A 26,886-nucleotide genomic window follows, 5' to 3' on the forward strand; every position below is an offset into this window, starting at 1 on the left:
ACGGTTTCTAAAGCTTGTACCATGAACAGATATTGCCTGGCACTTGACCTGGTGAATGATGACGCTCTGATTGCTGAATATGAAGCCCACCACCGTGCCGTATGGCCCGAGATTAGGGCTAGTATTAAAGATGCAGGTATTACGCATATGGAGATTTACCGTTTTGGCAACCGCCTGATGATGATCATGGAAACAACTGGGGGGTTCAGCTTTGCAGCAAAAGCATCCAGCGATGCGGCCAATGAAAAAGTGCAGCAATGGGAACAGCTGATGTGGAAATACCAGCAGGCCATTCCAGGCGCAAAACCAGGCGAAAAATGGGTGCTGATGGAACGGATATTTGAGTTGTGAGCCACCAACGCCCGCGGGTGTGGGTGGTTTCAGTGAATGAATAGTCAATGAACAGCCAATCAGAAAAGCTATTCGCATTCGTAAACATCCGGTAAATTGAACATTTAAACTTTGAAACTATTTGAATGGTGCATGGGAACTGTTTCCCATGCTTTTAAACACACAATACATGTTTTCATTAAAGAACAAAACAGCAGTTGTTACAGGAGCAGGCAGCGGCATTGGTAAGGCAGTGGCGCTGCTGTTGGCACAGCAAGGTGCAACCGTACACGCATTTGATGTAAACGATACTGCGGCAAACGCCGTGGTGCAGGAAATTACTGCAGCAGGCGGCAGCGGTGTGGCGCATGTAAATGATGTAACCAAACAGCAGGATATTGTAGATACCTTTAACACCATCGGATCGCTGGATATACTGGTGAACTGTGCCGGTATTTCACATATCGGTAAGGTAGAAACCACTACTGAGGCTGATTTTGACAGGCTGTTCCAGGTGAATGTAAAGGGCATGTACAATTGCCTGTTTGCTGCCGTTCCGCTGATGAAACAAAACGGCGGCGGTGTAATACTCAATATGTCGTCTATCGCGGCGCTGGTGGGGCTGCCAGACCGGTTTGCGTATTCCATGACCAAGGGAGCCGTACTGGCCATGACTTTATCTGTAGCCAAAGATTATATCGCCGATAACATACGCTGCAACTGCATTTCACCTGCACGTGTGCATACCCCGTTTGTAGATGGCTTCCTGGCTAAAAACTATCCGGGCAAAGAGGCGGAGATGTTTGAGAAGCTATCCAAAACACAACCCATCGGCCGCATGGCTAAACCGGAGGAAATAGCCGGCTTAATTTTATACCTGTGCTCAGATGAAGCTTCCTTTATTACCGGCTGCGATTATCCTATTGACGGCGGGTTTGTTAAACTGAATAATTAATTACGCACTGCGCAGGTTGCAATACAACATTGCAACAAAACCTGCAGGCGCGTAACTTGCAGCAACAGAAAAAGCATATTATGAAACTGATACGATTCGGAGAACTGAACAAAGAGAAACCCGGTGTGCAGCTACAGGATAAAATGTACGATGTATCGGCATTGGGAGAAGATTACAACGAGCAATTTTTTGAAACCGGTGGTTTGGGCCGACTGGAAAAATATGTGCAGTCGCACAGGGGTATCCTGCGCGAACTCCCTGCAGGTGTGCGTTTGGGTAGTCCTGTTGCAAGGCCGTCTAAAATTGTTTGTATCGGTTTAAACTACGCCGATCATGCAAAGGAAACCGGTGCTGCATTGCCGCCCGAGCCGGTGGTTTTTTTTAAAAGCACAACAGCACTCGTTGGTCCGTTTGATAATATCATAATTCCGAAGAACTCCGTTAAAACAGACTGGGAGGTAGAACTGGCGGTGGTGATAGGTAAAAAAGCATCGTATGTAGAAGCAGCAGATGCGCTGGGCTATGTGGCCGGTTATTGCCTGCACAACGATGTAAGTGAACGCGAGTTTCAGCTGGAGCGTAATGGCACCTGGGATAAAGGCAAAGGCTGTGATACATTCGCACCTATTGGTCCCTTTATGGCTACGCCCGATGAACTGGGCGATATCAACAACCTGCGCCTGTGGCTGAAATTAAACGGTGAAACCATGCAGGATGGCAATACCAGCAATTTCATCTTCAATGTTCCCTTCCTCATTTCATATGTAAGCCAGTTTATGACCCTGCTGCCAGGTGATATCATTTCTACCGGCACACCGGCAGGTGTTGGTTTGGGTATGAACCCGCAGGTATACCTGAAGCCGGGTGATGTGGTAGAGCTGGGTATTGAAGGGCTGGGTGTTGCCAAACAAAAACTGGTAGCCTATGCCGCGCATTGATGCTCATCAGCATTTCTGGGAGTACAGTGAAACGCGCGATACCTGGATAACGCCGGAGATGTCGGTGATCAGGAACAATTTTATGCCGGAACACCTGCAGCCCATACTGGCACAGCATCATATAGACGGTTGTATTGCTGTGCAGAGTGACCAGACAGATGAACATACACATTGGCTGCTGTCACTCGCAACAGCCAATACTTATATTAAAGGCGTGGTGGGGTGGACGGATCTTCAATCACCCCACCTGGAGCAGCAACTGGAACTATACCGGCAATACCCGTTATTAAAGGGTTTCCGGCATATACTGCAGGGCGAAACCAACCGTGCCTTAATGCTTGAGCCGGATTTTACAAAAGGCATTGCAGCATTGGGTAAGGCAGGATATGTGTATGATATCCTGATTTATCCTGATCAGTTGCCCTATACCGCACAGCTGGCCGGTCTTTTCCCGGCGCAGGTATTTGTGCTGGATCATATAGCAAAACCAGCCATCAAAACCGGCGACTGGCAACAATGGGCTGTCGATATACAGGCGCTCGCTGCGCACGAGCATGTGTACTGCAAAGTATCGGGCATGGTAACAGAAGCAGACTGGCACCAGTGGCAGCCGCAGGATATTTATCCCTGCCTGGATGTGGTAACAGCCGCCTTTGGCACCAACCGTTTACTGTATGGTTCTGACTGGCCGGTATGTTTGCTGGCAGCCAATTACAGCAGGATGCTGCAGCTGGTCACAAATTACTACAGCAGGTTTTCAGCAGCAGAACAGGAAGCCATATTTGGTGAGAATGCAATCCGCGTGTATCGCCTTTAAGCCATTCATCAATCAAACCATTCAACAATCTCAACAGATGGATTTACAGTTAAAAGATAAAGTGATCATTGTTACAGGCGGCGCCAAGGGCATTGGAGAAGGTATTGTGCAGGTGCTGGCCAGGGAAGGGGCGATACCGGTAGTGGCAGGGCGCAATGAGCAGGATAACCTGGCAGCAGTGGCTGCAGTTGAACAGGCCGGTGGCAAGGCCTGGCAGGTGGTGGCCGAACTGTCTGACCCGGCAACCTGCGAAAAAACGGTACAGGCCGTGCTGGATAAATTTGGCACCATACATGGCCTGGTAAACAATGCAGGCGTTAACGACGGGGTAGGACTTGAAAACGGCGATTATGAAGGTTTTGTGGCTTCCCTGCATCGCAACGTGGTGCATTATTATTTACTGGCGCATTATTGTTTGCCTGCGTTAAAACAAAACCGCGGCGCTATTGTAAATATCAGTTCAAAAACGGCTGAAACGGGGCAGGGTAACACATCAGGTTATGCAGCAGCCAATGGTGCCCGTAATGCATTAACGCGCGAGTGGGCGGTTGAACTGCTGAAATATGGCATACGGGCCAATGCTATTATCGTAGCCGAGTGTTATACACCGCAGTATGAAAAATGGATTCAGACCCTGCCTGATGCAGCAGCCAAACTCAAAGAAATTACATCGAAAATTCCGCTGGGTAACAGGATGACCACTGCCGAAGAAATAGCCAATACAACCGCCTTCCTGCTATCAGAAAAATCCAGTCATACCACCGGGCAGTTACTGCATGTGGATGGCGGCTATGTACACCTGGACAGGGCGCTGGCCAATGCCGGATTGTAATGCCGGGCATAAAAAGATAATTTTTTTTATGACCAGTACAGTATAGGATGGTTTTATAAAATAAATAAACTAACTTCAGTATACAGGCTTGCCGCCTGTATGTCAAAACCGTAACGACGGAACCGATTGCCAAATTATTAACTTGTATAATGCTTGCTGTTATGAGAACACTCCTGCATTCGTCTATAATCCAGTCTATTCCTGTTTCCCGTAAATTATTGTTACAGTCTCACGTGACTGTTATCCATCATACTTGCTGTTAACGTACCTGTGCATATTTGCCTGGTTAACTTAAAGTGTAAAAAGCGTTTTCTTAATTAGTGTTTGTGGTGATAAAATAAACCCTGTTGTTTGCAACGGGGTTTTTTAATTGTATATTAAACAATTATAAATCATTCTACCTTTGCTGCAGGTAATGGCCATTGCGCAGCAGCCTGCCTGCTGCACGCATTGAAAAAGCCTGTTTTCCGGTAACGTTTGCGTAAAAAAAAGGCTATGCATGCAGTGATGCTATCAAATATATAAGTAGCATTGTTGTGCAGGAGCCGTTCGCGGTACTGTGCTGCAAAAGCAGTTGGAGTTTTTAGCATAAAAAGCGATATTGATGGGGCAGGCTGTACAGCAAAACTGTATAGCCTTTGCACGCATAACAGGATATTGTATGAAAAAACAGTTGATTCCGGCGCTGCTTGTATGGTTGCTGCCTGTTGCCGGCTACGCACAACAAACGGCTTTGGCGCAGCCTGCTGCTGAGAAAATATTGGCATTGCCTGCAACACCCGTGGCGGATAAAGATGCCTGCGACCTGATATTGCAGGGTATGGAAGCATGGTGGTATGCAACCGGCGACGGCAGGTATTACCAATATATAGAAAAAACAGTTGACGCTTTTGTAAACGGCAATACAACTGCCGGCTTACCCGGCCGGGCAGCGCTTACTTTATACAACGTTACCGGGAAAATAAAATACTATAACGCAGCACGCGCCCGGCGCATGCAAACCGGTAACGCCTGGCAGCAGCAGGCCTTTGTTGCAGCTTACAGTAACCCTTTTCACCAGGATACCGCATTTGACGGCATTGGCCGGAGTTTGCTGCAAAACAGCAAAACCGTAACCCGCCTGCGCAATACCAGTGATGCCGCCCGTTATGGTGCGGTATTGATTGATGTGCTGGAGCAGTTTCCCGGGCAAAACGCACAACGTGCAGCCCTGCTGCAACTGCTGAAGCAAACTGCCGCATTATGGTCTGCAACCCGCTTTACAGCGGGTAGCTGTGCCTTGCAGGTGTATATGCTGGCCAAAGGCGTGCGGCTTGGTTTGCTGCCCCAATCGTACCTGGTTACCGCGCAGCAATATGGAGCGGCAATAGCCGGGCAAACGCCCGGTGGTGATGATAACACAAAAGCTTTCGCACTGGGCGCTTACCTGCTGGCAGGCACTGAACTGGAGCTGGCCGCTGTTCCCAAAACAGGTAGCAACAAAACCATACTGCTCGACAGTTACTTTAACAACGAACACCGCAACGATACCACAGGCGCCAATACTTCCTTCCACTATAAATGGGAGGAGATGGACAATAACGGCTTTTATGCCTGGGGAAATATCTTCCGCGCAACAGGCGCCCAAACCCATACCCTGTATATTTCACCCGATGCGGCAACACTCCAGCAGGCTGATGTGTACATCATTGTTGATCCTGATACCAAAGCAGAATCACCCATGCCCAATTACATGACCCCCGAAGCTGCACAGCATATTTATGACTGGGTAAACAAGGGCGGTGTACTGGTGATGATGATGAACGATTCGGCCAATACCGAATTTGATCATTTCAATATACTCAGCGAAAAATTCGGTATCCATTTTAATAAAGACGTTCGCAATAAAGTTGCGGGCAGGCAGTACGAAACCGGCCAGATGGACATACCGCAGGGTGACAGCATTTTCACCACTGCCCGCAGAATTTATATGAAAGAGATCTGCACCCAAACACTGCAGCCGCCTGCCAAAGCGCATTTTACCCGGCAGGGCGATGTGCTGGTATCAGTGGCCAAGGTAGGTAAGGGTACTGTATTCGCGGTAGATGATCCCTGGTTGTACAACGAGTATACCGATGGCCGCAATGCCGCTGCAGATGCAGATAATTTTAAGGCAGCACAGGATCTTGCCCGCTGGCTGCTGCAACAGGTACCTGCTTCAAAATAACTGGTACCGGTAAGCGTTAACCAAGCAAATATTCAGAACACACAGCATATATGATTTTATCAAAGGCAAATATCCCGGCAATACACCCACAGGCAAAACTGCGGGTGCCGGCCGGCAATATATTCGAACTCCCGGAAAAAGTGATCCAGTTTGGAACAGGTGTGTTGCTGCGTGGGTTACCCGATTATTTTATTGACAAGGCAAACAGCCAGGGTGTATTCAACGGCAGAATTGTTGTCATCAAATCAACCGGCGGCGATGCCAATGCATTTGATGAACAGGATGGGTTGTTTACGCATTGTGTGAAAGGGATTGCGGCAGGGCAACTGGTAGAAGAAACCATTGTCAATGCCGCCATCAGCCGCGTGTTATCTGCCAATGATGAATGGGAGGCTGTACTGGCCTGCGCAGAAAACCCGGCATTGGATATCATCATCAGCAATACCACGGAAGTGGGTATTACACTGGTAAAAGAACAAATCAATACAGGCGTGCCGTCTTCTTATCCCGGCAAGCTACTGGCTTTCTTATACCGCCGTTACCAATGGTGTAAAGGTGATGCTGCCGGCGGACTGGTGATTATTCCCACGGAACTGATCAGTGACAACGGTAAAAAGCTGCTAGCCATTTTACTGGAACTGGCGGCATTCGATAACCTGGATGCAGCGTTTGTGCAATGGCTGCAGCAGGCGAATGATTTTTGCAGTTCACTGGTAGACCGCATTGTGCCCGGTAAACTCCCTGCTGCAGCGCAGGCTGCACTGGAAGCCGCGCTGGGTTATACCGATGCGCTCACCATTATGAGTGAGTGCTACAGTCTGTGGGCCATTGAAACCAGCAATGAACAAACAAAAGCGAAACTGAGCTTTTCGCAAACAGACAAGGGTGTGGTGCTGGCGCCTGATATTACGAAGTTCAAGGAATTGAAACTGCGCCTACTGAACGGGACGCATACTTACTCCTGCGGGCTGGCTATTGCAGCCGGTTTTGCCACGGTAAAAGAGGCATTGGCTAACGATACCTTCTGCACCTATATCAGGCAGCTGATGTTGCAGGAAATAGCGCCTGCCATTACAGGCAATGTTATTACGGCAGCAGATGCCGAAGCTTTTGCCCTGCAGGTGATAGACCGCTTTAAAAACCCGCATATAGAACACCAATGGAAAAGCATTACCATGCAATACACTTCTAAGATGGTGTTGCGCAATGTGCCGCTGCTGCAATGGTATTATGAAAAACAACAGGGTGTGCCACAGCATATGGCCCTGGGTTTTGCTGCTTACCTGCTGTTGCTGCGCGGTGACGCAGGCTTTACCCTGAACGATGATAAAGCCGCCGTGCTGCAGCAAAAATGGCAGCGCAACCCCGCATTGGCGGCGTTGGCGCAGGATGTATTAAGTGACGTAACTTTATGGGGTGCAAACCTCGCATCACTGGCCGGTTTTGCCGATGCAGTAACGCAGTTTATGCAACAGTTGCAGCAACAACCTGCCCTGGAGGTGATGGCACAATTACAGTAAAAGCGGAGTTGTGATATGAAGCAGTTAGTTTTAAAAGTACATCCTTTAGATAATGTGATTGTTGCCCTGGCTGATTTGCCCAAAGAACAGCCGGTACAATGGAACGGATCGGTGTATCACTTAACGGAGACTATCCCGGCCAAACATAAATTTACTACCACCGATTTACAGGAGGGCGATCCCGTAACCATGTACGGCGTGCTGGTTGGTAAGGCACGGCATTTTATTGCTGCCGGCTCCCGCATCAGCACCGAAAACCTGAAACATGCGGCCAGTCCTTACCAACTGGGCGAACGCAAAACCAGCTGGCATATACCCGCAACAGGCCACTGGCAGCAACGCACCTTTAATGGGTACCATCGCAGCGATGGCAGCGTAGGTACCGCCAACTACTGGCTGGTAATACCGATGGTGTTTTGCGAAAACAGGAATGTAGAGGTATTGCGTGAGGCTTTGCAGGATGACCTGGGTTATGGCCGCCCGCGCAAATACCAGGGGCTGGCCAAAGAACTTGTATCGCTGTACCGCGCGGGTAAAACAGCAGAAGCTATTCTTGGAACAGACCTGCAACAGTTACCCGGTAGCGGCACTGCGGCAGAACGGCTCTTCCCGAATATTGATGGGGTGAAATTTTTACTGCACGATGGCGGTTGCGGCGGCACCAGGCAGGATGCACAGGCTTTGTGCGGACTGCTTGCCGGTTATATTACGCATTCCAATGTGGCAGGCGCTACCATACTAAGCCTGGGTTGCCAGAATGCACAGGTGTCGATGCTGCAGGAAGAGATTAACAAACGCGATGCAAATTTCAGCAAGCCGCTATTTATACTGGAACAACAGAAAATTGGCCTCGAAACCGACCTGGTGGCTGCTGCCATTAAACAGACTTTTGCAGGGCTGGTACAGGCTAATCAGCAGGAAAGAAGTGCGGCCCCGTTAAGCAAACTGGTGATAGGTCTCGAATGCGGCGGTTCAGACGGGTTCTCCGGCATCTCAGCCAACCCGGCCATTGGTTATACATCCGATTTGCTGGTGGCGCTCGGCGGCTCGGTTATCTTGTCTGAATTTCCGGAATTGTGCGGGGTGGAGCAGGAGCTGAGCGATCGCTGCAATACAGAAGATACAGCTACGCGTTTTATACAACTCATGCGCAGTTATAACGAACGCGCAACTGCGGTAGGCTCTGGCTTTGATATGAACCCATCACCCGGCAATATCAAAGACGGTTTAATTACCGATGCCATTAAATCTGCCGGTGCAGCCAAAAAAGGCGGCACTTCCCCGGTAACAGCCGTGCTGGACTACCCGGAGAAAGTAACACAGCCAGGTTTAAACCTGTTGTGCACACCCGGCAATGATGTGGAATCAACCACAGCAGAAGTAGCCGCAGGCGCCAACATTGTATTGTTTACCACGGGACTGGGAACGCCTACAGGCAACCCCATTGCACCGGTGATCAAACTTGCCAGCAATACCGCCCTTGCCCGCCGCATGCCCGATATTATTGACATCAATACCGGTACCATTATCGATGGTGATGAAACCATTGAACAGGCCGGCGAGCGCATACTGGATTATGTGATAAAAGTCGCCAGTGGCGAAACCACTGTTGCCGCTGTTAAACACGGGCAGGATGATTTTATCGTATGGAAGCGGGGAGTGTCCTTGTAGCTTCTTTAAACCTACAATCAAGCTAAAATGAAACCATTTTTAGACGAACATTTTCTATTGAAAAACACCACCGCGCAGCGGTTATACCATGAGTACGCGAAGGACATGCCCATTATCGATTACCATTGCCATCTGCCCCAGGCGCAGATTGCAGCAGATAAACGTTTTGACAACTTAACACAGATATGGTTATACGGCGATCATTATAAATGGCGCGCCATGCGTACCAATGGTGTGGATGAAAGCTATTGCACCGGCAACCAGCCTGATTACGACAAGTTCTTGCAGTGGGCCAAAACTGTTCCATACACCATGCGTAACCCGCTGTACCATTGGACGCACCTGGAATTGCAGCGCTACTTTGATGTATACGATATATTGAACGAACACTCTGCCAAAGCCATCTATGATCACTGCGGCAAGCTGTTGCAAACGGATAATTATTCCGTACGCAATCTCCTCCGCAAAATGAATGTGGCCATGGTTTGCACTACCGATGATCCGGCAGATGACCTGGCTGATCACCAGCTGCTGAAAAAAGAAGGCTTTGAAATACCCGTGCTGCCTGCGTTCAGGCCCGATCAGGCGATGAATGCAGACAATCCCGCGAACTTTAAAAAGTATGTGCAGCGTATTGAGCAGGCTGCGAATGTATCAGTTACCAGCTTTAACGATTATATTACTGCATTGAAATCGCGCCACGACTTCTTTGCCAGCATCGGCTGCGGTGTATCTGATCATGGACTGGAAGAACTGTATGCAGAAGACTATACCGAATCACTTATCAGCAATCTGTTTGATAAACTGATGGCCGGTAAACAGCTGGATGAAAAAGAACTGCGCCAGTTTAAATCTGCCATGCTGGTATACTTTGCTGAATGGGATTGGGAAAAAGGCTGGGTGCAGCAGTTTCATGTGGGGGCATTGCGCAACAACAATACCCGTTTGCTGCAACAGCTGGGGCCTGATACGGGCTGGGATTCTATCGGTGATTTTCAGCAGGCACGCAACCTGTCTAAATTCCTGGGCAGACTTGATCACAACAACAAACTCGCGAAAACCATTTTATACAACCTGAACCCGGCAGACAATGAGATGATTGCTGCCATGACAGGAAATTTCAACGATGGTTCTGTGGCAGGCAAAATACAGTTTGGCTCTGCCTGGTGGTTCCTTGATCAGAAGGATGGCATGATCAAACAAATGAACGCCTTGTCTAACATGGGATTGATCAGCCGCTTTGTGGGTATGCTTACTGATTCGCGCAGCTTTTTATCGTTCCCGCGCCATGAATATTTCAGGCGTATCCTGTGCAACCTGTTTGGTGAAGAAGTTGAGAATGGCGAACTGCCCAACGATGTGCGCTGGATAGGTAAAATGATACAGGACATCTGTTACTACAATGCCCGCAACTACTTTAACTGGCAGCACCTGGGTGCACCGGCGTTTAAGGAAATATTGGTATAAAACCGCGATTGCGCTTGCAGTTTGGTGGAAATATCATGGAATGCTAATAACTGGCATCCCGTACACAACGTGTTAACCATTAAATTTGTAGAGATTAGTTAACACCATGAAACATGAATTATGAGCACAAGCACTAATGTAACAGCAGATGCGCTGCGGGCTAAGTTTGTGAAGGAAGCAGATATTCCTGCTGAATATAGACTAAGCGAACCGCTGCATCAGAAAGAATACCTCACCAATGGTGAAATGAAAACATGGGCCGGCGCTACCAACCCTGTTTATTCACCGGTTTGTGTGGTAACACCGGATGGGCTGCAACGACAGCTGATTGGTTCTTACCCTGTATGTACAGAGAAAGAAGCAATGGAAGCGCTGAATGCAGCAGTGGCCGCATACGACAATGGGCGCGGTGAGTGGCCTACCATGAGCGTAGCCAACCGTATTGCGTGTGTTGAGCGCTTTACGCAGAAAATGATTGAACAGCGTGATGTTGTTGTAAAGCTGATTATGTGGGAGATTGGCAAGTCTGCCGCTGATTCTGCAAAAGAATTTGACAGAACGGTTGAGTATATCTACGCCACCATTGATGCACTGAAAGATATAGACCGTCAATCATCCCGTTTTGAAATAGAGCAGGGCATTATTGCACAGGTTCGCCGCTCACCGCTGGGTGTGGTGCTGTGTATGGGCCCGTTTAACTACCCGCTCAACGAAACATTCACCACGCTGATACCCGCAATTATCATGGGTAATACACTGCTGTTTAAACCTCCGAAACATGGTACCCTGTTGCACTATCCTTTGCTGCAGGCGTTTAAAGAATGTTTTCCACGTGGTGTGGTGAATACCATCTACGGCCGTGGCAACAGCATTATCCCGGGCTTAATGCAATCAGGCAAAATTGATGTGCTTACGCTCATCGGTTCAAGCAAGGTGGCGAATGAATTAAAGAAGCTGCACCCTAAAGTCAACAGGCTGCGCGCCATACTGGGGCTCGATGCCAAGAACGCCGCTATTGTTACACCCAAGGCCGATATTAAACTGGCTGTACAGGAAACTGTGCTTGGCGCATTGTCTTTTAACGGGCAGCGTTGTACGGCACTCAAAATAATTTTTGTACACCACAGTGTTGCCAGCAGCTTTATACAGCAGCTGAATGAGGCGGTGAACAAACTGCAGTTTGGTATGCCCTGGGAAAAAGGCGTGAACATTACGCCATTGCCGGAGCCGAACAAACCAGCCTACCTGAAAGATTGCATTGATGATGCCATTGAACATGGTGCCAAGGTAATGAATGAAGGCGGTGGTGCATCAGCTGAATCGTTTGTATTCCCGGCTGTGTTGTATCCTGTGAATGCTAAAATGAAGCTGTACCGCGAAGAACAGTTTGGTCCCATTATACCGGTAGTGCCTTATTACAGTCTCGAAGAACCGGTGCAGTACCTGATTGAAAGTACACATGGTCAGCAGATCAGTATTTTCAGCAACGACCAGGAAGAAGTGGCCTCACTCATTGATCCGCTGGTAAACCAGGTAAGCAGGGTGAACATCAACTGCCAGTGCCAGCGCGGTCCGGATGTGTTTCCGTTTACCGGCCGCAAAGACAGTGCAGAAGGTACTTTGTCTGTTGTAGATGCACTGCGTTCTTTCTCTATCCGTTCACTGGTGGCAACCAAGTTAACCGATGACAACAAACACCTCATCAATGGTATTGTAAGTCATGAGTACTCGAATTTCTTAAGTACGAAATACATTTTCTAAATAACCAGCCAAAGCTGTGTGCTGTAACGGCACACAGCTTTACGGTAAGCTTGCAACATGAAAAATTTATTCGATCTGTCAGGTAAAACAGCACTGGTTACAGGCGGCAACAAGGGCATTGGTAAAGGCATGGCGCTTGGGTTGGCTGAAGCGGGCGCCGATATCATCGTTGTTTCCGGCTCAGTAGCACTGCAGGGAAGTGAAGTGGAAAAAGAAGTCACAGCGTTAGGCCGTAAGTTCAAAGCCTACCAGGCAGATTTATCTGACAGGGAAAAATTACATGCTTTTATTGCACAGGTTACGGCAGACTATCCTGTGATTGATATCCTGGTAAATAATGCAGGTGCCATTATGCGCAAGCCTGCTGCCGAACATCCCGATGAATATTGGGATAAAGTACTCTCCATTAATCTTGATGCGCCTTTTATACTTGCACGCGAACTGGGCAAACGCATGATTGCACAGGGCAGCGGCAAAATCATATTCACGTGTTCCTTGCTTAGTTTCCAGGGTGGCATTAATGTGCCCGGCTATGCTGCCAGCAAGGGCGCATTGGCAAGCCTGGTAAAAGCGCTGGCCAATGAATGGGCATCAAAAGGTGTAAATGTCAATGGCATTGCTCCCGGTTATATCGCTACCGATAACACTGAGGCATTGCGCAACGATGAAAACCGCAGCAAATCCATCCTCGACCGCATACCGGCAGGCCGCTGGGGCGAACCGGAAGACTTTAAAGGGCCTACCGTATTCCTCGCCTCTGAAGCAGCCGGCTATGTAAACGGAACAATTTTAACGGTTGACGGCGGATGGATGGGAAGATAACGTGGCAGCCATTGAACCATCAAGCCATAAAACTATCCTTTAAGATGGAAATAAGATTTCAGAATAGCCCGAAAGAAACCAGCCGCATGAATACGGCGGAGCTGCGCAGCAATTTCTTGATTGAAAAGCTGATGCAGGATGACCAGGTGCAACTGGTGTATTCACATTACGACCGTGTGATCATAGGTGGCGCCAAACCTGTTCACCAAAGTGTTGAACTGCCCAATCATCCTGAATTGCGGGCAGATTATTTCCTGGAGCGCAGGGAAATAGGCATCATCAATGTAGGTGGTGCGGGTGAAGTAAAAGCAGATGGTGAATTGTTTAGCCTCGATAAGCTCAGTTGCCTGTACCTGGGCAAGGGTGTGAAACAGGTAAGCTTCAGCAGTAAAGATGCGGCGCAACCTGCAGTGTTTTATTTGTTGTCTGCACCGGCACATGCAACACATCCCAACCGTTTGTTTACAAAGAACGATGCACAGGGTGGCAACATGGGCGACCAGGCTACTGCCAACAAGCGCACTATTTACCGTTATATACATGCAGATGGCATTCAGAGCTGCCAGCTGGTAATGGGCCTCACCATACTGGAACCGGGCAGTGTATGGAACACCATGCCTGCACACACGCACACGCGCCGTATGGAAGCTTATTTTTATTTTGATGTGCCGGCAGAGCAGCGCGTATTTCACTTCATGGGCGAGCCCACTGAAACACGCCACCTGTTAATGGCCAATCACGATGCAGTGGTATCGCCGCCGTGGTCTATCCATTCGGGCTGCGGCACAGCGGCGTATGGGTTTATATGGGGCATGGCCGGTGAAAATTATACTTACAGCGATATGGATGCTGCGCCCTTGGCAGATTTACGATAACCAGGTTTAGTTACAGTATTATGAAAAAAGTATTTTGTTTTGGCGAACTGTTACTGCGCATGTCCCCCGTATTAAACGGCACATGGATTAAAGAAAACAGCATGCCCGTTTTTATAGGTGGTGCCGAGCTGAATGTGGCGCATGCACTGGCCAACTGGCAGGTGCCGGTGCAGTACTGTACTGCGCTGCCGGCGAATTACCTGTCAGCGGAGATTTGCACGGCTGTGCAGGCGAAAAACATCGATACCAGCACCGTCCTGTTTTCGGGTGAACGTATCGGTACCTATTACCTGCCACAGGGAGCTGATCTAAAACATGCCGGTGTTATTTATGACCGTGCATATTCATCTTTCTGGTCATTAAAGCCAGGCACTATCGATTGGGATACACTGCTGGCCGGTGCTTCCTGGTTTCATTTCAGCGCAATTAGTCCGGCGCTTAACGAAAACGTGGTGGCTGTATGCAAAGAAGGCCTGGAAGCTGCCACCCGACTGGGCTTGAAGATATCTGTTGATTTGAACTACCGTGCCCGTTTGTGGCAGTACGGCAAAACGCCGGCTTCGGTAATGCGCGGACTGGCCGGTTATTGCGATGTAATCATGGGCAATATCTGGGCAGCAGCTACCTTGCTGGATATCCCGGTAGATAATGAATTAATAGCGGCAGACAGCAGGGAAAATTACCTGGAACATGCCAGCCGCACCGCTGCAGCCATAATGGAGCAATTCCCGCGTTGCACTACGGTGGCCAATACTTTCCGTTTCGACGACGGGCATGGCGGCATCCGGTATTACGCAGCTTTGAACCAGCCGGGTGTTCAGTTTGTTTCCCATCACATGAAAGCAGCCAGCATTGCAGATAAAGTAGGCAGCGGCGATTGTTTTATGGCCGGACTGATTTACGGCATTCACAATGGGCATACCCCGCAGCAGGTAATTAATTATGCAGCAGCGGCGGCTTTTGGTAAATTGCAGGAAACCGGCGACGCAACAAGGCAAACCATATCATCCATTCACTCAATATTAGCATCATATGAATAAGTACGATTCTGCATTACACGAGATTTTAGACAAGGGTATTCTTCCTTTGTACTTTCATGCAGATATTGATATCTGTATAAACATACTCAAAGCCCTGTACCAGGCCGGCATCCGCGCAGTAGAGTTTACCAACAGGGGAGAAGCGGCCCTGCGTAATTTCAGCAGCATGAAAGCTGTGCGTGACGCGGAAATGAAAGACCTGCAGCTCGGCGTTGGTACTATCAAAAATGAACACGATGCCAAAGCATTTGTGGCAGCAGGCGCCGATTTCCTGGTAAGCCCGGGTTATGTGCCTGAAGTAAATACCGTGGCGCAGGACAATGGCCTGTTGTGGATACCCGGCTGCATGACGCCTTCTGAAATAATACAGGCCGAGAATGCAGGCGTTAAGTTTGTAAAATTGTTTCCCGGCAACCTGCTGATGCCTTCCTTCCTTGAAGCCATCCGCCCCATTTTCCCTGACCTGCTGTTTATGCCTACCGGTGGTGTGGAAGTGGAGAAAACAAATATCCAGTCCTGGTTTAAAGCCGGTGTAAGTGCTGTTGGTCTTGGCAGCAAACTCATCAACAAAGCCATCTTAGACCAGGATGATTATGCACATTTTATCTCTGCACTTACCGAAAAAGCTATTTGCCTGGTGAAGACAGTTAGGCAGTAATTACTGCTCCCTTAAAATCTAACGATTAAACCAACTACGCATGCCAAATACCGGTATTGGAAAATACAGGTGGACGATCTGTTCGCTCATATTTTTTGCTACAACGATTAACTACCTGGACAGGGCGGTTATTTCACTCTTAAAACCGTACCTCACCGATGAATTTAAATGGAATGCCGGTGACTATGCCAATATTGAAATTGCCTTCAAAATAACCTATGCACTCGGCCTGTTTATGGCAGGCCGGGTGATAGACCGCACCGGCACCAAGCTGGGCTATGCGCTGTCGCTTATTTTGTGGAGCCTGAGTGCCATTGGCCATGCCTTTGTAACCAGCACCGGCGGCTTTATTGTAGCCCGTGCCTTCCTGGGTATCAGTGAAGCAGGTAACTTTCCCGCGGCCATTAAAACCGTGGCAGAATGGTTCCCGAAAAAAGAAAGAGCTTTTGCTACCGGTATCTTCAACTCCGGCTCCAACATCGGGGCCATCATTGCACCGTTAACCGTACCATTTATTGCCAAAGTATGGAACTGGCGCTGGGCCTTTGGTATTACCGGCGCTGTAGGTTTTATATGGCTTATTTTCTGGTACCTGCTGTATGAAATTCCTTCAAAGCACAAACGCGTAACACCTGCTGAGCTGGAATACATTAACAGCGATAAGGACGAAGAAAAAACAGAAGTAAAGGAAAAAGTGCCCTGGGGTGTACTGCTGCGTTTCAGGCAAACCTGGGCCTTTGTACTCGGTAAGTTTTTAACAGATCCTATCTGGTGGTTTTATTTATTCTGGTTGCCCGATTTCCTGGAGAAACAATATGGCTTAAAGAATACAGCCATTGCATTGCCGGTGGCTCTGGTGTACACCATGTCCAGCTTTGGCAGCGTATTCGGCGGCTGGCTGCCCATGTTTTTCATCAACAGGAATGTGGCAGTATTTAAAGCACGTAAAACATCTATGCTTATTTATGCCTTCTGTGTAATACCCATTGTGTTTGCGCAGGTATTGGGGCAGATAGATATGTGGCTTGCTGTGGCGATTATTGGTCTGGCAGCAGCAGCGCACCAGGCATGGAGTGCCAATATCTTTACTACTGTATCTGATATGTTCCCCAAAAAAGCGGTTGCTTCTGTTACCGGGTTGGGCGGCATGTCCGGTGCATTGGGTGGCATTTTGTTATCGGCCCTGGTGCAAAAGCAGATGTTTGTGTATTACGAGCGCATCAACAAAATGGAAACAGCGTACTACATCATGTTTATCATCTGCGGCCTGGCTTATTTAACCGGCTGGCTGATTATGCATATACTGGCGCCGCGTATGGAGAAAGTGAATATTTAATAACAGGTAATGATAAAAAGAAAGCAGCTGTGTTTCAATAACACAGCCGCTTTTGTATGTGGCATGTACCCGGTTACTTGATATGTACAGTGACTTTCTTTTTCTTTTCCGGTCCGCTGGTAATCCATTTTGGTCCATTACGTATGGCATCAATGGCCTGTGAATCTGTTTCTGAAGGTGTGCTGCGGATCACGAAATTGTAGGGCTTTCCTTTATCGTTTATTTCAAACTCCATTTCTATATCACCGGGCAGGGGCTCTTCGCTGGCGGTAGTATCTATTTCTTTGTGCAGTTTGGTGTATACATACTGCTGAAACATTTGCCAGCCGCCTGCTGGTGTTGCGTCGGGTGTTGCCTGTTTAACTGCATTGCCCGAAGCAGCAGCTTTTTTGCTGCGTGAGCGCAGTTCTGTCACCACCATATCGCCAAGGCTCTGCTGGCTTTCTTCCAGCTGAACACTATTGGTTTTATTCGCTTTGATGGTTACCTCTGCACTGGCATATCCCAATGAAGAAACAGTAACGCTGGTAATGGAATCGTTACTACGTAATACAAAGCGGCCGTCTTCATCGGTCATGGCCAATGCTTTGCCGTTTATGGGTTTAATAGTGGCGTTTTCCAGTGGTTTCTGCTGTTCATCACGCACAATTCCTTCCAGCTGGTATACTTTGCCTGGTGCGGCCTGCATAGGAGCTGCCATAGTAGCTTTTCTTGCTGCGGTAAACCCCATATTGCCGTGAATAACGGTATCAGTTTGAACTTTATCGTATTCAGCCGGGGCTGCCATTGCGGTGACTGCTGCCGGTTGTTTTGCTGCAGGGGCAGGCGGTGCTTCGGCTGCTGCAACTACGGGTGCACTGGCAGTAACAGGCTGCTGTGGCTGTGGTTTGCTAAACACCTGTGGTGCAGGTTTACGCCGGATAACTGCGGGTTCTGCTGCCGGTTTGGGGCTGCCGCTTTTATCTGCCCGTATGCTGTCTTGTACAACAGGGGGCGTGGTGTTTTTGGTAATGGTAGCCAGTTCGGGTGCCTGGGTTGGCGAGGGCTTGTTTTGCAGCAACAGGGCGCCTGTACCTGCGCCTGCAATAAGTATTACAGCTGCAGCCACGCGCAGCCAGGTGCGGCGCTTATACACGGGCAATACTTTTACCTGTGCAGGGCGTTGCAATGCCGCCGCAATGTTATTTAAATGCTGTTGGGCAATCGGCAGCTGCACCTGGGCAAAACCTTCCATTGCATCGGCCAGGAAAGGGTCGTTCAGCGCTGCCTTTTCCAGTTCGTGCATTTCTTTTGCGGGCATGCGGCCCTGCAGGTACCGCTCGATATCTGCCAAAGAAAATTCATTATGGTTGTATTGCTCAGCCATTGCTTTCCATACAATTTTTCAGGTTTCTTCTCCCGTTCTGTATCAGGCTGCGTACTTTGTTCCAGTCGCTGCCGGTTATTTCAGTGATTTCCTGGTAACATTTGTTTTCCAGGTAAAACAGTGTAACTGCTTGTTTCTGTGCTTCTGCCAGCTGTTCCATACACAAACCGAGACGCTTAAAATCCGCTTCTTTTTCCAGTATACTGTCCAGATGCGAAAGATCTTCCGATTGCATAAAAAATCCCTGCTCCGGCAGGGAAACCGTTTTATGCTTCTGCTCTTTGCGCAGTTGCATCAAACAGTGGTTTTTGGTAACCACGTACAGCCAGCTTTTGAAATTGGATACCTGGTGGTGGGGTAGTTTGACCAGTAATTCCTGGTAAATGTTCATAACTGCGTCTTTGGCAGATTCGGCTTGTTTCAGGTATTTAACACAGGTGCCGTATACCAGGTCGGTATAACGCAGGTATAAGGTTGCCAGTACCTGCTGTTCGCCGGTTTGCTGAAATTCAGCCAGCAGCTCCTCATCGGTGCGCGGGGCGTTTGTCCCTATGTGCCTTACTGGAATCATGTGCTGCCGGCAAGGTAACAATTTTTACCGTACGCCTGAAACCCAGTGTGTTAAAACAGGGAACAGCCTTACCCGGTATGAACAGAACTGAACGCCCATGTAACGCAGCTAAATGATGTAATTTGTCGTTTCCCCGCATCTTCTGCAAAACTGCTGTTATGAAAAAAACACTACAGGTATCTGTACTCCAACCCTGCCACGAAAACTGGAATGCCATGCTACCCGGCGAAAAGGGAAGTTTTTGCGGGGCCTGCCGCAAAGAGGTGGTTGACTTTTCGCTGATGACCGATCAGCAGTTGCTGAACTACCTCTCAGCCGCAAAAGGCAATACCTGCGGCCGCTTTACCCGCAGCCAGCTGCAACGGAATCTTGTTGCTGCGCAACCACCTGCAAAGAAAAGCCGCTGGCTGGCGGTGCTGATGCCGTTGTTGTTGCTGCTGGACAAAAGTTACGGGCAGCAACCGGCTGTTACGCCTGCAACAGCACAATACCCGCATGAAAAAAAGCCACCAAACCTGGAAACGGAATCTATCGTGTCTACACTTCCATCGTCAGAGTTATTGGATACACCCAACGCAAATTATATGGAGCATAGGCGCAGCTCTTTTCAATATGGCCAGGGGCTGCCCCTTGCATCGTCAATTGATATAGTCATTGGCCAACCCGAACTAAGACGGCAGCCTCATTTTTTGTGGCGTGATACAGCCGCCAGTTACCTGCGTGGCGTTCTGCAAAAACGCCCTTTTATAGTTAAGCCTAGCCAGGTAAAATTGAATAACAACTGCACGGTAACCGTACATGAATGGAATGATTTTAATATCGAAGTGTTTAATGCAGCCGGCGACTTTGTATATCTGCAAAAATGCAGGAACAGTCAAAACCTGCCTGTCAGCATCCAGGCGAAATGGCCTAAAGGTGTTTATTATGTACGGGTATTGAATGAGCGGTTATTAGGTTACTACACAGAAAAAATATGGGTGAAATAAATAATTGCTATTCTCTTATGTAATACAGAAGATCGTGGCATCCTGTATTAAACTGCAACCATGAAACCGACTGTACAACTCTTTATACCCACTCCTTGCCATGAAGACTGGCACAAGATGCAACCCGGTTCACAAGGCCGCTTTTGCAATGCCTGCAGTAAACAGGTGATTGATTTTTCTGCAATGAGTGATCAGCAAGTACTTCAGTATTTTTCTGCCGCGCAGGGAAATGTATGTGGCCGTTTTAATTCTCATCAACTAATGCGCGATCTGGCGCATGCAACGCAACCCTCACGCAAAAGCAAGTGGGTGGCTGCTTTACTGCCTTTGCTGGCGTTATTCAGCAAAGCTGAAGCACAGAAAACGATGGGTAAACCAGCGATAGGCCAATATCAGTCTGACAGGCAATTAACCGGCGATACCGTAATAATAGCAACCAAACAAACCATAAAAGCAAGTATCAGCGGGTGGGTAATCGATTCGTCGGGAGCACCTATTGCATACAGTTCAATAACAATTGCCGGTACAAAATATGGCTGCGTTGCAGATAGTGCAGGCTATTATCATTTGTCTTTTGATGCACCCGGAAGAGAAGTAACCATTAGCTATGCTGCCGTTGGTTACGTGATGCGATCCAGACAATTGCTTTTGTCCGAATCGCGTACAGCCATTGCCAATATGGAACTGTTGGCAACGACAACACTTGATGAAGTGCTGGTGGTCGGTGAAATAATTCCTTCACGGCGTTCCATAAAACTGAAGCGCGATACCATTGCTGCAAGTCTGTGCAAAGTAGTGAAAGGAAATACCTGTAAGCTATATCCCAACCCTGTTACAGCCGGCGGCACTACCACACTCACGGTAAGTGCATGGGAGCATTTTACAGTAGAAGTATATACCACAGGAGGCGCACCTGTTTATAACCAGGAATACACCAATAGCAAAAAAATGCCCATACAAATACCCGTGGCCGGTAACTGGCATACAGGCATGTATTACGTACGCGTTGTAGAAATTGGTTCCGGTAAAAATTATACCACCAAACTGCTGGTGCAATAAATAGTAAAACATGCTGGTTTTGTTACATGCAGCCTGCCTTAACGAAAGTGAATGCAGTGCTGCATTTTTTATGCGCGTACACCTATAAAAAATATTTCCGCCGTTTATGTAATACCGTTTTCTTCCGCATCTGCTATATACAACGTTGTATCATTTGTTCGCTCGTTTTTATTTGTACTCATTTAAATCATCAAAAATTGCTGTTATGAAATACCTGCTTTTTCTAAGTCTTGCCTTTGCCTTACTGGGCTTTAAATTCAGTAATGACACTGCTTATGATATTTATGGAACAGTTACCGATTCAACAGGAGCACCCATCCCCGGTGTCAGCGTTAATGAAAAAGGAACCAAACATGGCACATCCACAGATGCGCATGGCAACTTTCACCTGCATGTAAAAACAGATTCGGTTGTACTGGAGATAAGTTATATAGGCTATGAAACCAAAGAGGTGCTGGCCGTTGCAGGCAATAAGCTGACTGTACAATTGAATGCATCCAGCCAGGTACTAAATGAAGTTGTTGTAAAAGGATATTATACAGCGAGTAAAAAAGACCTTGTTGGTTCGGTACGTACAACAGCCCCTGGCATGTTGGCTGATAAGGAAGCCCAATACGATATGATGGCCGCTGCGCCTTTGCAGGGAAGAGTGGCAGGCTTGCAGGTGAAAGGTCATTACAGGAAGATAGAAGAGAAACGGTTTAACCGCGAAGGGTATGCGCACATAGAAGAAAACAGGTTTATGAAAGTAAAAGATGCCCCGCTGTCTACTTTTTCCATTGATGTGGATGCAGCCTCTTACAGCAATATCAGGCGTTTTATACAGGCAGGTGAACTGCCGCCTGCAGGTGCAGTGCGTATTGAAGAAATGGTGAACTACTTTCATTATAATTATCCGCAGCCAACAGGTAGTGATCCCTTTAGTGTAAATACTGCACTGTCCGTTTGTCCCTGGAACACCAAACACCAGCTATTGCAGATAGGACTGCAGGGCAAAATTATCCCGCGTGAATCACTGCCACCTGCCAATCTTGTTTTCCTGGTAGATGTGAGCGGCAGCATGATGGAAGAAAACAAATTGCCGCTGGTGCAATCATCTTTAAAATTATTAACTGATCAGTTGCGCCCTGAAGACCGTGTGGCACTGGTGGCGTATGCAGGTAATGCCGGACTGGTGTTGCCTTCTACCTCTGGCGCGGAAAAAAATATCATTAAAACAGCCATCGCCCAACTGGAAGCAGGCGGCTCCACAGCAGGTGGTGCAGGTATTCAGCTGGCGTATAAAGTAGCGCGGGAACAGTTTAAAGCCAAGGGCAACAACCGTGTTATTCTTTGCACAGATGGCGACTTCAATGTAGGTGCCAGCAGCGACGATGCATTGGTGCGCATGATAGAAAAAGAACGGGAAGGCGGTGTGTTTTTAACTGTGTTGGGTTTTGGTACCGGTAATTACCAGGATGCAAAAATGGAACAACTGGCCGATAAAGGCAATGGCAACCATGCTTATATCGACGGCATGAACGAAGCACGCAAAGTACTGGGACATGAATTTGGCGGCACCTTGTTCACCATTGCCAAAGATGTGAAACTGCAGCTGGAGTTTAACCCTGCGCAGGTACAAGGCTACCGGTTGATTGGTTATGAAAACCGCATGCTGGCAAAAGAAGACTTCAATAACGATAAAAAGGATGCAGGCGAACTGGGCAGCGGGCATACGGTTACGGCTTTGTATGAGTTAATTCCCGCCGGTGCGGCTGCCAGTGAGCTGGATAGTGTTGATCAGCTGCGTTATCAACCGGTTGCTGCTGCTGCATCCAAACAGCCGGTGAGTAAAGAGTTGCTGAACATTAAACTGCGCTACAAACAACCCGATGGCGAAACCAGCAAGTTGATTCAGTATGCCGTACAACCCGGTGCCGTTGCATTTGACAAGGCACCCGAAAACCTGCGCTTCGCTGCTGCTGTAGCCGCGTTTGGTATGCAGCTGTGTGATTCAAAATTCAGGGGAACACTTGATTACAATGGCATTTTAAAAATAGCGCGCAATGCAGTAGGGAATGATACGGAAAACTACCGCAGCGAATTTGTACAGCTGGTACAGAAAGCCCGGTCATTGCCCACTGCGTCTGTAAAGCACGGCGATGACGATGATGACGAAGATGAATAACAACAGCGGTTCCCTTTACTTAAACGCGGGGTGAAACTGGTTTAGCGTGCTGCGCAGGTAATCACGGTCAAGGTGGGTATATATTTCAGTGGTGGTAATACTTTCATGACCCAGCATTTCCTGTACGGCACGCAAATCGGCCCCGCCTTCAACCAGGTGTGTGGCAAAGGAATGGCGGAAGGTATGTGGTGATATGCTTTTGGTAATACCCGCCTGCGCTGCCAGTTCTTTGATGATGTAAAAGATCATTACCCTCGATAGTGATTTCCCGAACCTGTTTAAAAACAGGCAATCCTCAAATCCCTTTACTACAGGCTGGTGTACACGGATATCGTTTTTATAGATGCGCATGTATTTAATGGCATCTGTACCAATGGGCACCAGCCTTTCTTTGTCTCCCTTGCCTATTACACGTATAAAACCCACATCCAGGTAAAGGTTGCTGATCTGCAGGTTTACCACTTCGCTTACCCGCAGTCCGCAGCTGTACATGGTTTCCAGTATGGCTTTGTTGCGACCGCCTTCGGTGGTACTAAGGTCGAGCTTGCCGATCATTTGTTCAATCTCGGTAAAGCTCAGCACATCCGGTAATGCGCGGCGTGTTTTGGGTGCTTCCAGCAATTGGGTGGGGTCGGTGGTAACAATGTTTTCTACCAGGCAGTAACGGTAAAAACCGCGGATGCCCGATATAATGCGGGCTTGTGAGGTTGCCGTCAAGCCAAGGTTACCGATCCATTGTATAAACTGCTGCAGCTCTTTCAGCGTAATATCCGAAGGTGCCAGTGGTTGCTGAATAATACCCATCCAGCTGGTCAGCTTGTCTACATCACGCAGGTAGGCTTCAACAGAATTATCGCTGAGCGATTTCTCCAGCTGCAGATACGCTTTGTACCCTTTTTTATACGCATCCCACATACAAGGTATTGGTTTGGTGCCGGCGTAAAGGTAGGTTTTGTCGTGAATCGTCAGGCGTGAATCGACAGTCAATGTCGTCCAGTTAACAGCTCCTTTGTGAACTTTGCGGGTTTTCCTCTGTGTTTCTTTGCGGTAAAAATAGTTATCGCCATACAGGCTCGCAGCTTGTAGCCCGCAGCTCACCACTGTTTTCCAACTTTATTTGGAATTACACCGGGCATGGGCGATATTGCCGGCATATATTGTATTACTGTACTGCAATCCTTATTACCAATGGAAGCAATTAATCTGCGCTCGTTCAAGCAAAAAGTGCGTTACCATAAAAAAACGATGCGCCGTTTTCTGGGCAAAGTAGAAAAAGCACCTCCGCGCAGATTAGATCAGCTGGCTGAAGAACTTGATAAGCAGGTATGGCCCGAAACCGACTGCTTAAGCTGCGCCAACTGCTGCAAAACCATGACGCCTACGTTCACACCGAAAGACATTAGGCGCATCGCCGCCCACCTCGATATGACGCAGGATGCATTCAAGGAAAAATGGCTGTACTTCGATAAGAAAGATGGCGACTGGATGAACCGCAAACAACCCTGCCAGTTCCTCAATCTTGAAGACAACAAGTGCAGCATCTACGAAGTGCGCCCCGAAGATTGCGCCGGCTTCCCGCATCTTACCAAAAAGAAAGTAAAGGAATACATTCACGTACACCAGCAAAACATCGAATACTGCCCCGCCACCTATAAATGGGTAGAGAAAATGCAGGATGCCCTGGCAGCCAAATCGTAATACATCGAGAATCGAGAATCGACAGTCGAGATGATGGTAGCGAATCCGTTTGACCAACGCAATGTTGCCGGCAACGGCGGTTGTTTTTTTATTCACTATTGCCTATTCACTATTCACCGGTTTTCCTCACCACTCACAACTCACCACTCACCAAAACGCCCGTCTTCCGGCGAAGCCGGTACCCGCAAAACTAAAAATATACATCCTCTATAAAGAAATACTCTACCACCTCGCCCTGCGGGGAAAGGTTAATGGAGAGCACATCAAACTGCAGGTAAATCCATTGGGGATGCAGCAGCTGGTATTGCTCGGCTGCTTTTTTCATGCACTCCATTTTAGCAGGTGTAATACTTTCTTCCGGGTAACCGAAACGGGTATTCGTGCGGGTTTTTACTTCAACAAAATGGAGCAGTTTTGCTTTCGCGGCAATCAGATCCACCTCCCAGAAACGGTAGCGCCAGTTTTTAGCGAGTATGGTATAACCGTGTTGCTGTAAATAAGCAGCTGCCAGCACTTCGCCCTGGTGGCCGATGTGTTTATTATGGTACATTGTAGTATCTTTCGCAGGTTAAAAAACTGATCATGACGGCAATACAAGGTAAAATTTTTAAGCTGAAAGGAAAAATACAGCACTATGCTTGGGGTGGCTACAACTACATCCCGCATTGGCTGGGTGTATCGAACAGTGAACAGAAACCCTGCGCAGAATACTGGATGGGGGCACACCCTTCCGCTTCATCGGTGCTTGAAACCGCTGCAGGCGATACAGTGTTATTCAATGCCATTAAAGAAGCGCCCGGTGCTTATATCGGCGATAAGGTGTATAACCGTTTTGGTGAATTGCCCTACCTGTTTAAAATACTCGATGTAAAAGACATGCTCTCCATACAGGTGCACCCGTCTAAAACCGAAGCCGAAAAAGGTTTTGATGCAGAAGAAGCTGCCGGTATACCCATCGGCGCGGCGCACCGCAATTATAAAGACAAGAACCACAAGCCCGAAGTAATGGTGGCGCTGAGTGAGTTTTGGCTGCTGCATGGTTTTTTGCAGCCCGACCTGCTGCGCAAAGTGCTGGTAAGCGTTCCGGCGTTTAACACCCTGTTGCCGCTGTTTGAAAAGGAAGGCTACAAAGGTCTGTACCAGCATGTAATGGAGCTGCCGCAAAACCAGGTAAATACCATGCTTACACCGCTGGTACTGGCCGAAGTGCAGAAAAAAAAGGCAGGTGAACTCAACAGGTCCGAGCCGGGCTGGTGGGTAAGCAAGCTGTACGAAAATGAAGAAACCATCGGTGATATCGATCGTGGTGTGTTCTCTATTTACTTTTTCAATATTGTAAAAACAATGCCTGGTCAGGCAGTGTTCCAGGGTGCAGGTGTACCGCACGCGTATCTGGAAGGGCAGAATGTAGAGCTCATGGCCAACAGCGACAACGTACTGCGCGGCGGTTTAACACCTAAACACGTAGACGTGCCTGAACTGCTGAAACACACGCTGTTCGAGGGTATTACCCCCGATGTAATGGACGGTGTGGTAGCAACCGAAGGGGAGAAAAGCTACCCTTGCCCTGTGCCCGATTTCGGTATCGGCAAAATTGAACTGAAGGCAGGTGAAGGATTTCGCCATACGGCCAGTTCTCTTGAAATCATCGTATTGCTAGATGGTGCTATGCAAATTCAGGGCTCGGGCCGTGAGCTGCAGGCGAAAAAAGGAGAGGCAGTAGCGGTACTGGCAGGTGAATCGTATATTATTTCTGCCGAAGCAGGCGGGGTACTGGCTTACCGTGCATTTGTGCCGGAGCTGTAATAAAA

At 48.3% G+C, this 26,886-nt stretch carries 25 protein-coding genes; 20 read left to right on the forward strand and 5 right to left on the reverse strand.

All coding sequences use genetic code 11. From position 1 onward, the window contains the following. Positions 1 to 21: 21 nt before the first annotated feature. From DXN05_RS07260 to DXN05_RS07280, 5 genes are all read left to right on the forward strand, one after another. Positions 22 to 351 (forward strand): L-rhamnose mutarotase, encoded by a 330-nt coding sequence (locus tag DXN05_RS07260; protein ID WP_116846579.1) that lies wholly within the window; start codon positions 22 to 24, stop codon positions 349 to 351. Positions 352 to 520: 169 nt separating this feature from the next. Continuing rightward, positions 521 to 1,285: an SDR family NAD(P)-dependent oxidoreductase gene (locus DXN05_RS07265; RefSeq protein ID WP_116847121.1), complete on the forward strand. Its 765-nt coding sequence runs from the start codon at positions 521 to 523 to the stop codon at positions 1,283 to 1,285. An 80-nt stretch (positions 1,286 to 1,365) separates the two neighbouring features. After that, positions 1,366 to 2,223 carry a fumarylacetoacetate hydrolase family protein gene (locus DXN05_RS07270; RefSeq protein ID WP_116847122.1) on the forward strand — a complete coding sequence of 286 codons (858 nt, stop codon included), beginning with the start codon at positions 1,366 to 1,368 and terminating at the stop codon, positions 2,221 to 2,223. Next, positions 2,210 to 3,040 (forward strand): amidohydrolase family protein, encoded by an 831-nt coding sequence (locus DXN05_RS07275; protein WP_116846580.1) that lies wholly within the window; start codon positions 2,210 to 2,212, stop codon positions 3,038 to 3,040. Before DXN05_RS07270 ends, DXN05_RS07275 begins: the two co-directional genes overlap by 14 nt. A 37-nt stretch (positions 3,041 to 3,077) precedes the next feature. After that, positions 3,078 to 3,872: an L-fucose dehydrogenase gene (locus DXN05_RS07280; protein WP_116846581.1), complete on the forward strand. Its 795-nt coding sequence runs from the start codon at positions 3,078 to 3,080 to the stop codon at positions 3,870 to 3,872. Between the two features lie 392 nt (positions 3,873 to 4,264). On the opposite strand, the gene DXN05_RS07285 is transcribed toward DXN05_RS07280, so the two are convergent. After that, positions 4,265 to 4,462: a hypothetical protein gene (locus DXN05_RS07285; RefSeq protein ID WP_116846582.1), complete on the reverse strand. Its 198-nt coding sequence runs from the start codon at positions 4,460 to 4,462 to the stop codon at positions 4,265 to 4,267. A 71-nt stretch (positions 4,463 to 4,533) separates the two neighbouring features. Here DXN05_RS07285 and DXN05_RS07290 point away from each other — a divergent pair, with 71 nt between their 5' ends. The 10 genes from DXN05_RS07290 (at position 4,534) to DXN05_RS07335 (ending at position 17,228) form a co-directional block, all read left to right on the forward strand. Next, positions 4,534 to 6,078 (forward strand): DUF4350 domain-containing protein, encoded by a 1,545-nt coding sequence (locus DXN05_RS07290; protein ID WP_147313856.1) that lies wholly within the window; start codon positions 4,534 to 4,536, stop codon positions 6,076 to 6,078. Positions 6,079 to 6,128: 50 nt separating this feature from the next. Continuing rightward, on the forward strand, positions 6,129 to 7,598 hold the full coding sequence (locus tag DXN05_RS07295) for a tagaturonate reductase (protein WP_116846584.1): 1,470 nt from the start codon (positions 6,129 to 6,131) through the stop codon (positions 7,596 to 7,598). Between the two features lie 15 nt (positions 7,599 to 7,613). Next, complete coding sequence (locus DXN05_RS07300; protein WP_116846585.1) at positions 7,614 to 9,269, forward strand: UxaA family hydrolase; 1,656 nt, start codon at positions 7,614 to 7,616, stop codon at positions 9,267 to 9,269. A 27-nt stretch (positions 9,270 to 9,296) separates the two neighbouring features. Beyond that, positions 9,297 to 10,736: a glucuronate isomerase gene (gene uxaC, locus DXN05_RS07305; protein WP_116846586.1), complete on the forward strand. Its 1,440-nt coding sequence runs from the start codon at positions 9,297 to 9,299 to the stop codon at positions 10,734 to 10,736. A 120-nt stretch (positions 10,737 to 10,856) separates the two neighbouring features. Then, positions 10,857 to 12,497, forward strand: a complete 1,641-nt coding sequence (locus DXN05_RS07310; RefSeq protein WP_116846587.1) for an NADP-dependent glyceraldehyde-3-phosphate dehydrogenase — start codon at positions 10,857 to 10,859, stop codon at positions 12,495 to 12,497. Positions 12,498 to 12,554: 57 nt separating this feature from the next. Beyond that, entirely contained in the window at positions 12,555 to 13,319 is a 765-nt protein-coding gene (locus DXN05_RS07315; protein ID WP_116846588.1) for an SDR family oxidoreductase, read from the forward strand. 44 nt (positions 13,320 to 13,363) lie between these two features. Next, positions 13,364 to 14,194, forward strand: coding sequence for a 5-dehydro-4-deoxy-D-glucuronate isomerase (gene kduI, locus DXN05_RS07320; protein WP_116846589.1), 831 nt, complete (start codon positions 13,364 to 13,366; stop codon positions 14,192 to 14,194). 20 nt (positions 14,195 to 14,214) lie between these two features. After that, positions 14,215 to 15,234 (forward strand): sugar kinase, encoded by a 1,020-nt coding sequence (locus tag DXN05_RS07325; protein WP_116846590.1) that lies wholly within the window; start codon positions 14,215 to 14,217, stop codon positions 15,232 to 15,234. Then, positions 15,227 to 15,892 (forward strand): bifunctional 4-hydroxy-2-oxoglutarate aldolase/2-dehydro-3-deoxy-phosphogluconate aldolase, encoded by a 666-nt coding sequence (locus DXN05_RS07330; RefSeq protein WP_116846591.1) that lies wholly within the window; start codon positions 15,227 to 15,229, stop codon positions 15,890 to 15,892. Before DXN05_RS07325 ends, DXN05_RS07330 begins: the two co-directional genes overlap by 8 nt. A 40-nt stretch (positions 15,893 to 15,932) precedes the next feature. After that, on the forward strand, positions 15,933 to 17,228 hold the full coding sequence (locus tag DXN05_RS07335) for an MFS transporter (RefSeq protein WP_116846592.1): 1,296 nt from the start codon (positions 15,933 to 15,935) through the stop codon (positions 17,226 to 17,228). A gap of 73 nt (positions 17,229 to 17,301) precedes the next feature. Here the strand turns inward: DXN05_RS07335 and DXN05_RS07340 are convergent, their stop codons facing one another. Further along, positions 17,302 to 18,594 carry a carboxypeptidase-like regulatory domain-containing protein gene (locus DXN05_RS07340; RefSeq protein ID WP_116846593.1) on the reverse strand — a complete coding sequence of 431 codons (1,293 nt, stop codon included), beginning with the start codon at positions 18,592 to 18,594 and terminating at the stop codon, positions 17,302 to 17,304. Further along, the gene (locus tag DXN05_RS07345; protein ID WP_116846594.1) at positions 18,587 to 19,165 is read right to left on the reverse strand and encodes an RNA polymerase sigma factor; all 579 of its coding nucleotides are present in this window, start codon (positions 19,163 to 19,165) and stop codon (positions 18,587 to 18,589) included. Before DXN05_RS07345 ends, DXN05_RS07340 begins: the two co-directional genes overlap by 8 nt. 158 nt (positions 19,166 to 19,323) lie before the next feature. Here DXN05_RS07345 and DXN05_RS07350 point away from each other — a divergent pair, with 158 nt between their 5' ends. From DXN05_RS07350 to DXN05_RS07360, 3 genes are all read left to right on the forward strand, one after another. Continuing rightward, a complete protein-coding gene (locus DXN05_RS07350) occupies positions 19,324 to 20,151 on the forward strand; it encodes a T9SS type A sorting domain-containing protein (protein ID WP_116846595.1) in 828 nt (275 codons plus the stop codon). A 60-nt stretch (positions 20,152 to 20,211) separates the two neighbouring features. Further along, positions 20,212 to 21,210 carry a carboxypeptidase-like regulatory domain-containing protein gene (locus DXN05_RS07355; RefSeq protein WP_116846596.1) on the forward strand — a complete coding sequence of 333 codons (999 nt, stop codon included), beginning with the start codon at positions 20,212 to 20,214 and terminating at the stop codon, positions 21,208 to 21,210. A gap of 205 nt (positions 21,211 to 21,415) precedes the next feature. Continuing rightward, entirely contained in the window at positions 21,416 to 23,377 is a 1,962-nt protein-coding gene (locus DXN05_RS07360; protein WP_116846597.1) for a vWA domain-containing protein, read from the forward strand. A 15-nt stretch (positions 23,378 to 23,392) separates the two neighbouring features. Here the strand turns inward: DXN05_RS07360 and xerD are convergent, their stop codons facing one another. Next, positions 23,393 to 24,292: a site-specific tyrosine recombinase XerD gene (xerD, locus tag DXN05_RS07365; protein ID WP_116846598.1), complete on the reverse strand. Its 900-nt coding sequence runs from the start codon at positions 24,290 to 24,292 to the stop codon at positions 23,393 to 23,395. A 273-nt stretch (positions 24,293 to 24,565) separates the two neighbouring features. Here xerD and DXN05_RS07370 point away from each other — a divergent pair, with 273 nt between their 5' ends. Further along, entirely contained in the window at positions 24,566 to 25,075 is a 510-nt protein-coding gene (locus DXN05_RS07370) for a YkgJ family cysteine cluster protein (RefSeq protein ID WP_158559159.1), read from the forward strand. A 190-nt stretch (positions 25,076 to 25,265) separates the two neighbouring features. Here the strand turns inward: DXN05_RS07370 and DXN05_RS07375 are convergent, their stop codons facing one another. Then, positions 25,266 to 25,625 (reverse strand): YraN family protein, encoded by a 360-nt coding sequence (locus DXN05_RS07375; protein ID WP_116846600.1) that lies wholly within the window; start codon positions 25,623 to 25,625, stop codon positions 25,266 to 25,268. A 32-nt stretch (positions 25,626 to 25,657) separates the two neighbouring features. Between DXN05_RS07375 and manA the strand changes: the two genes are divergently transcribed. After that, on the forward strand, positions 25,658 to 26,881 hold the full coding sequence (manA, locus tag DXN05_RS07380; protein ID WP_116846601.1) for a mannose-6-phosphate isomerase, class I: 1,224 nt from the start codon (positions 25,658 to 25,660) through the stop codon (positions 26,879 to 26,881). The last annotated feature ends 5 nt before the right edge of the window (positions 26,882 to 26,886 follow it).

Source organism: Deminuibacter soli, assembly GCF_003412455.1.
Lineage (GTDB): Bacteria > Bacteroidota > Bacteroidia > Chitinophagales > Chitinophagaceae > Deminuibacter > Deminuibacter soli.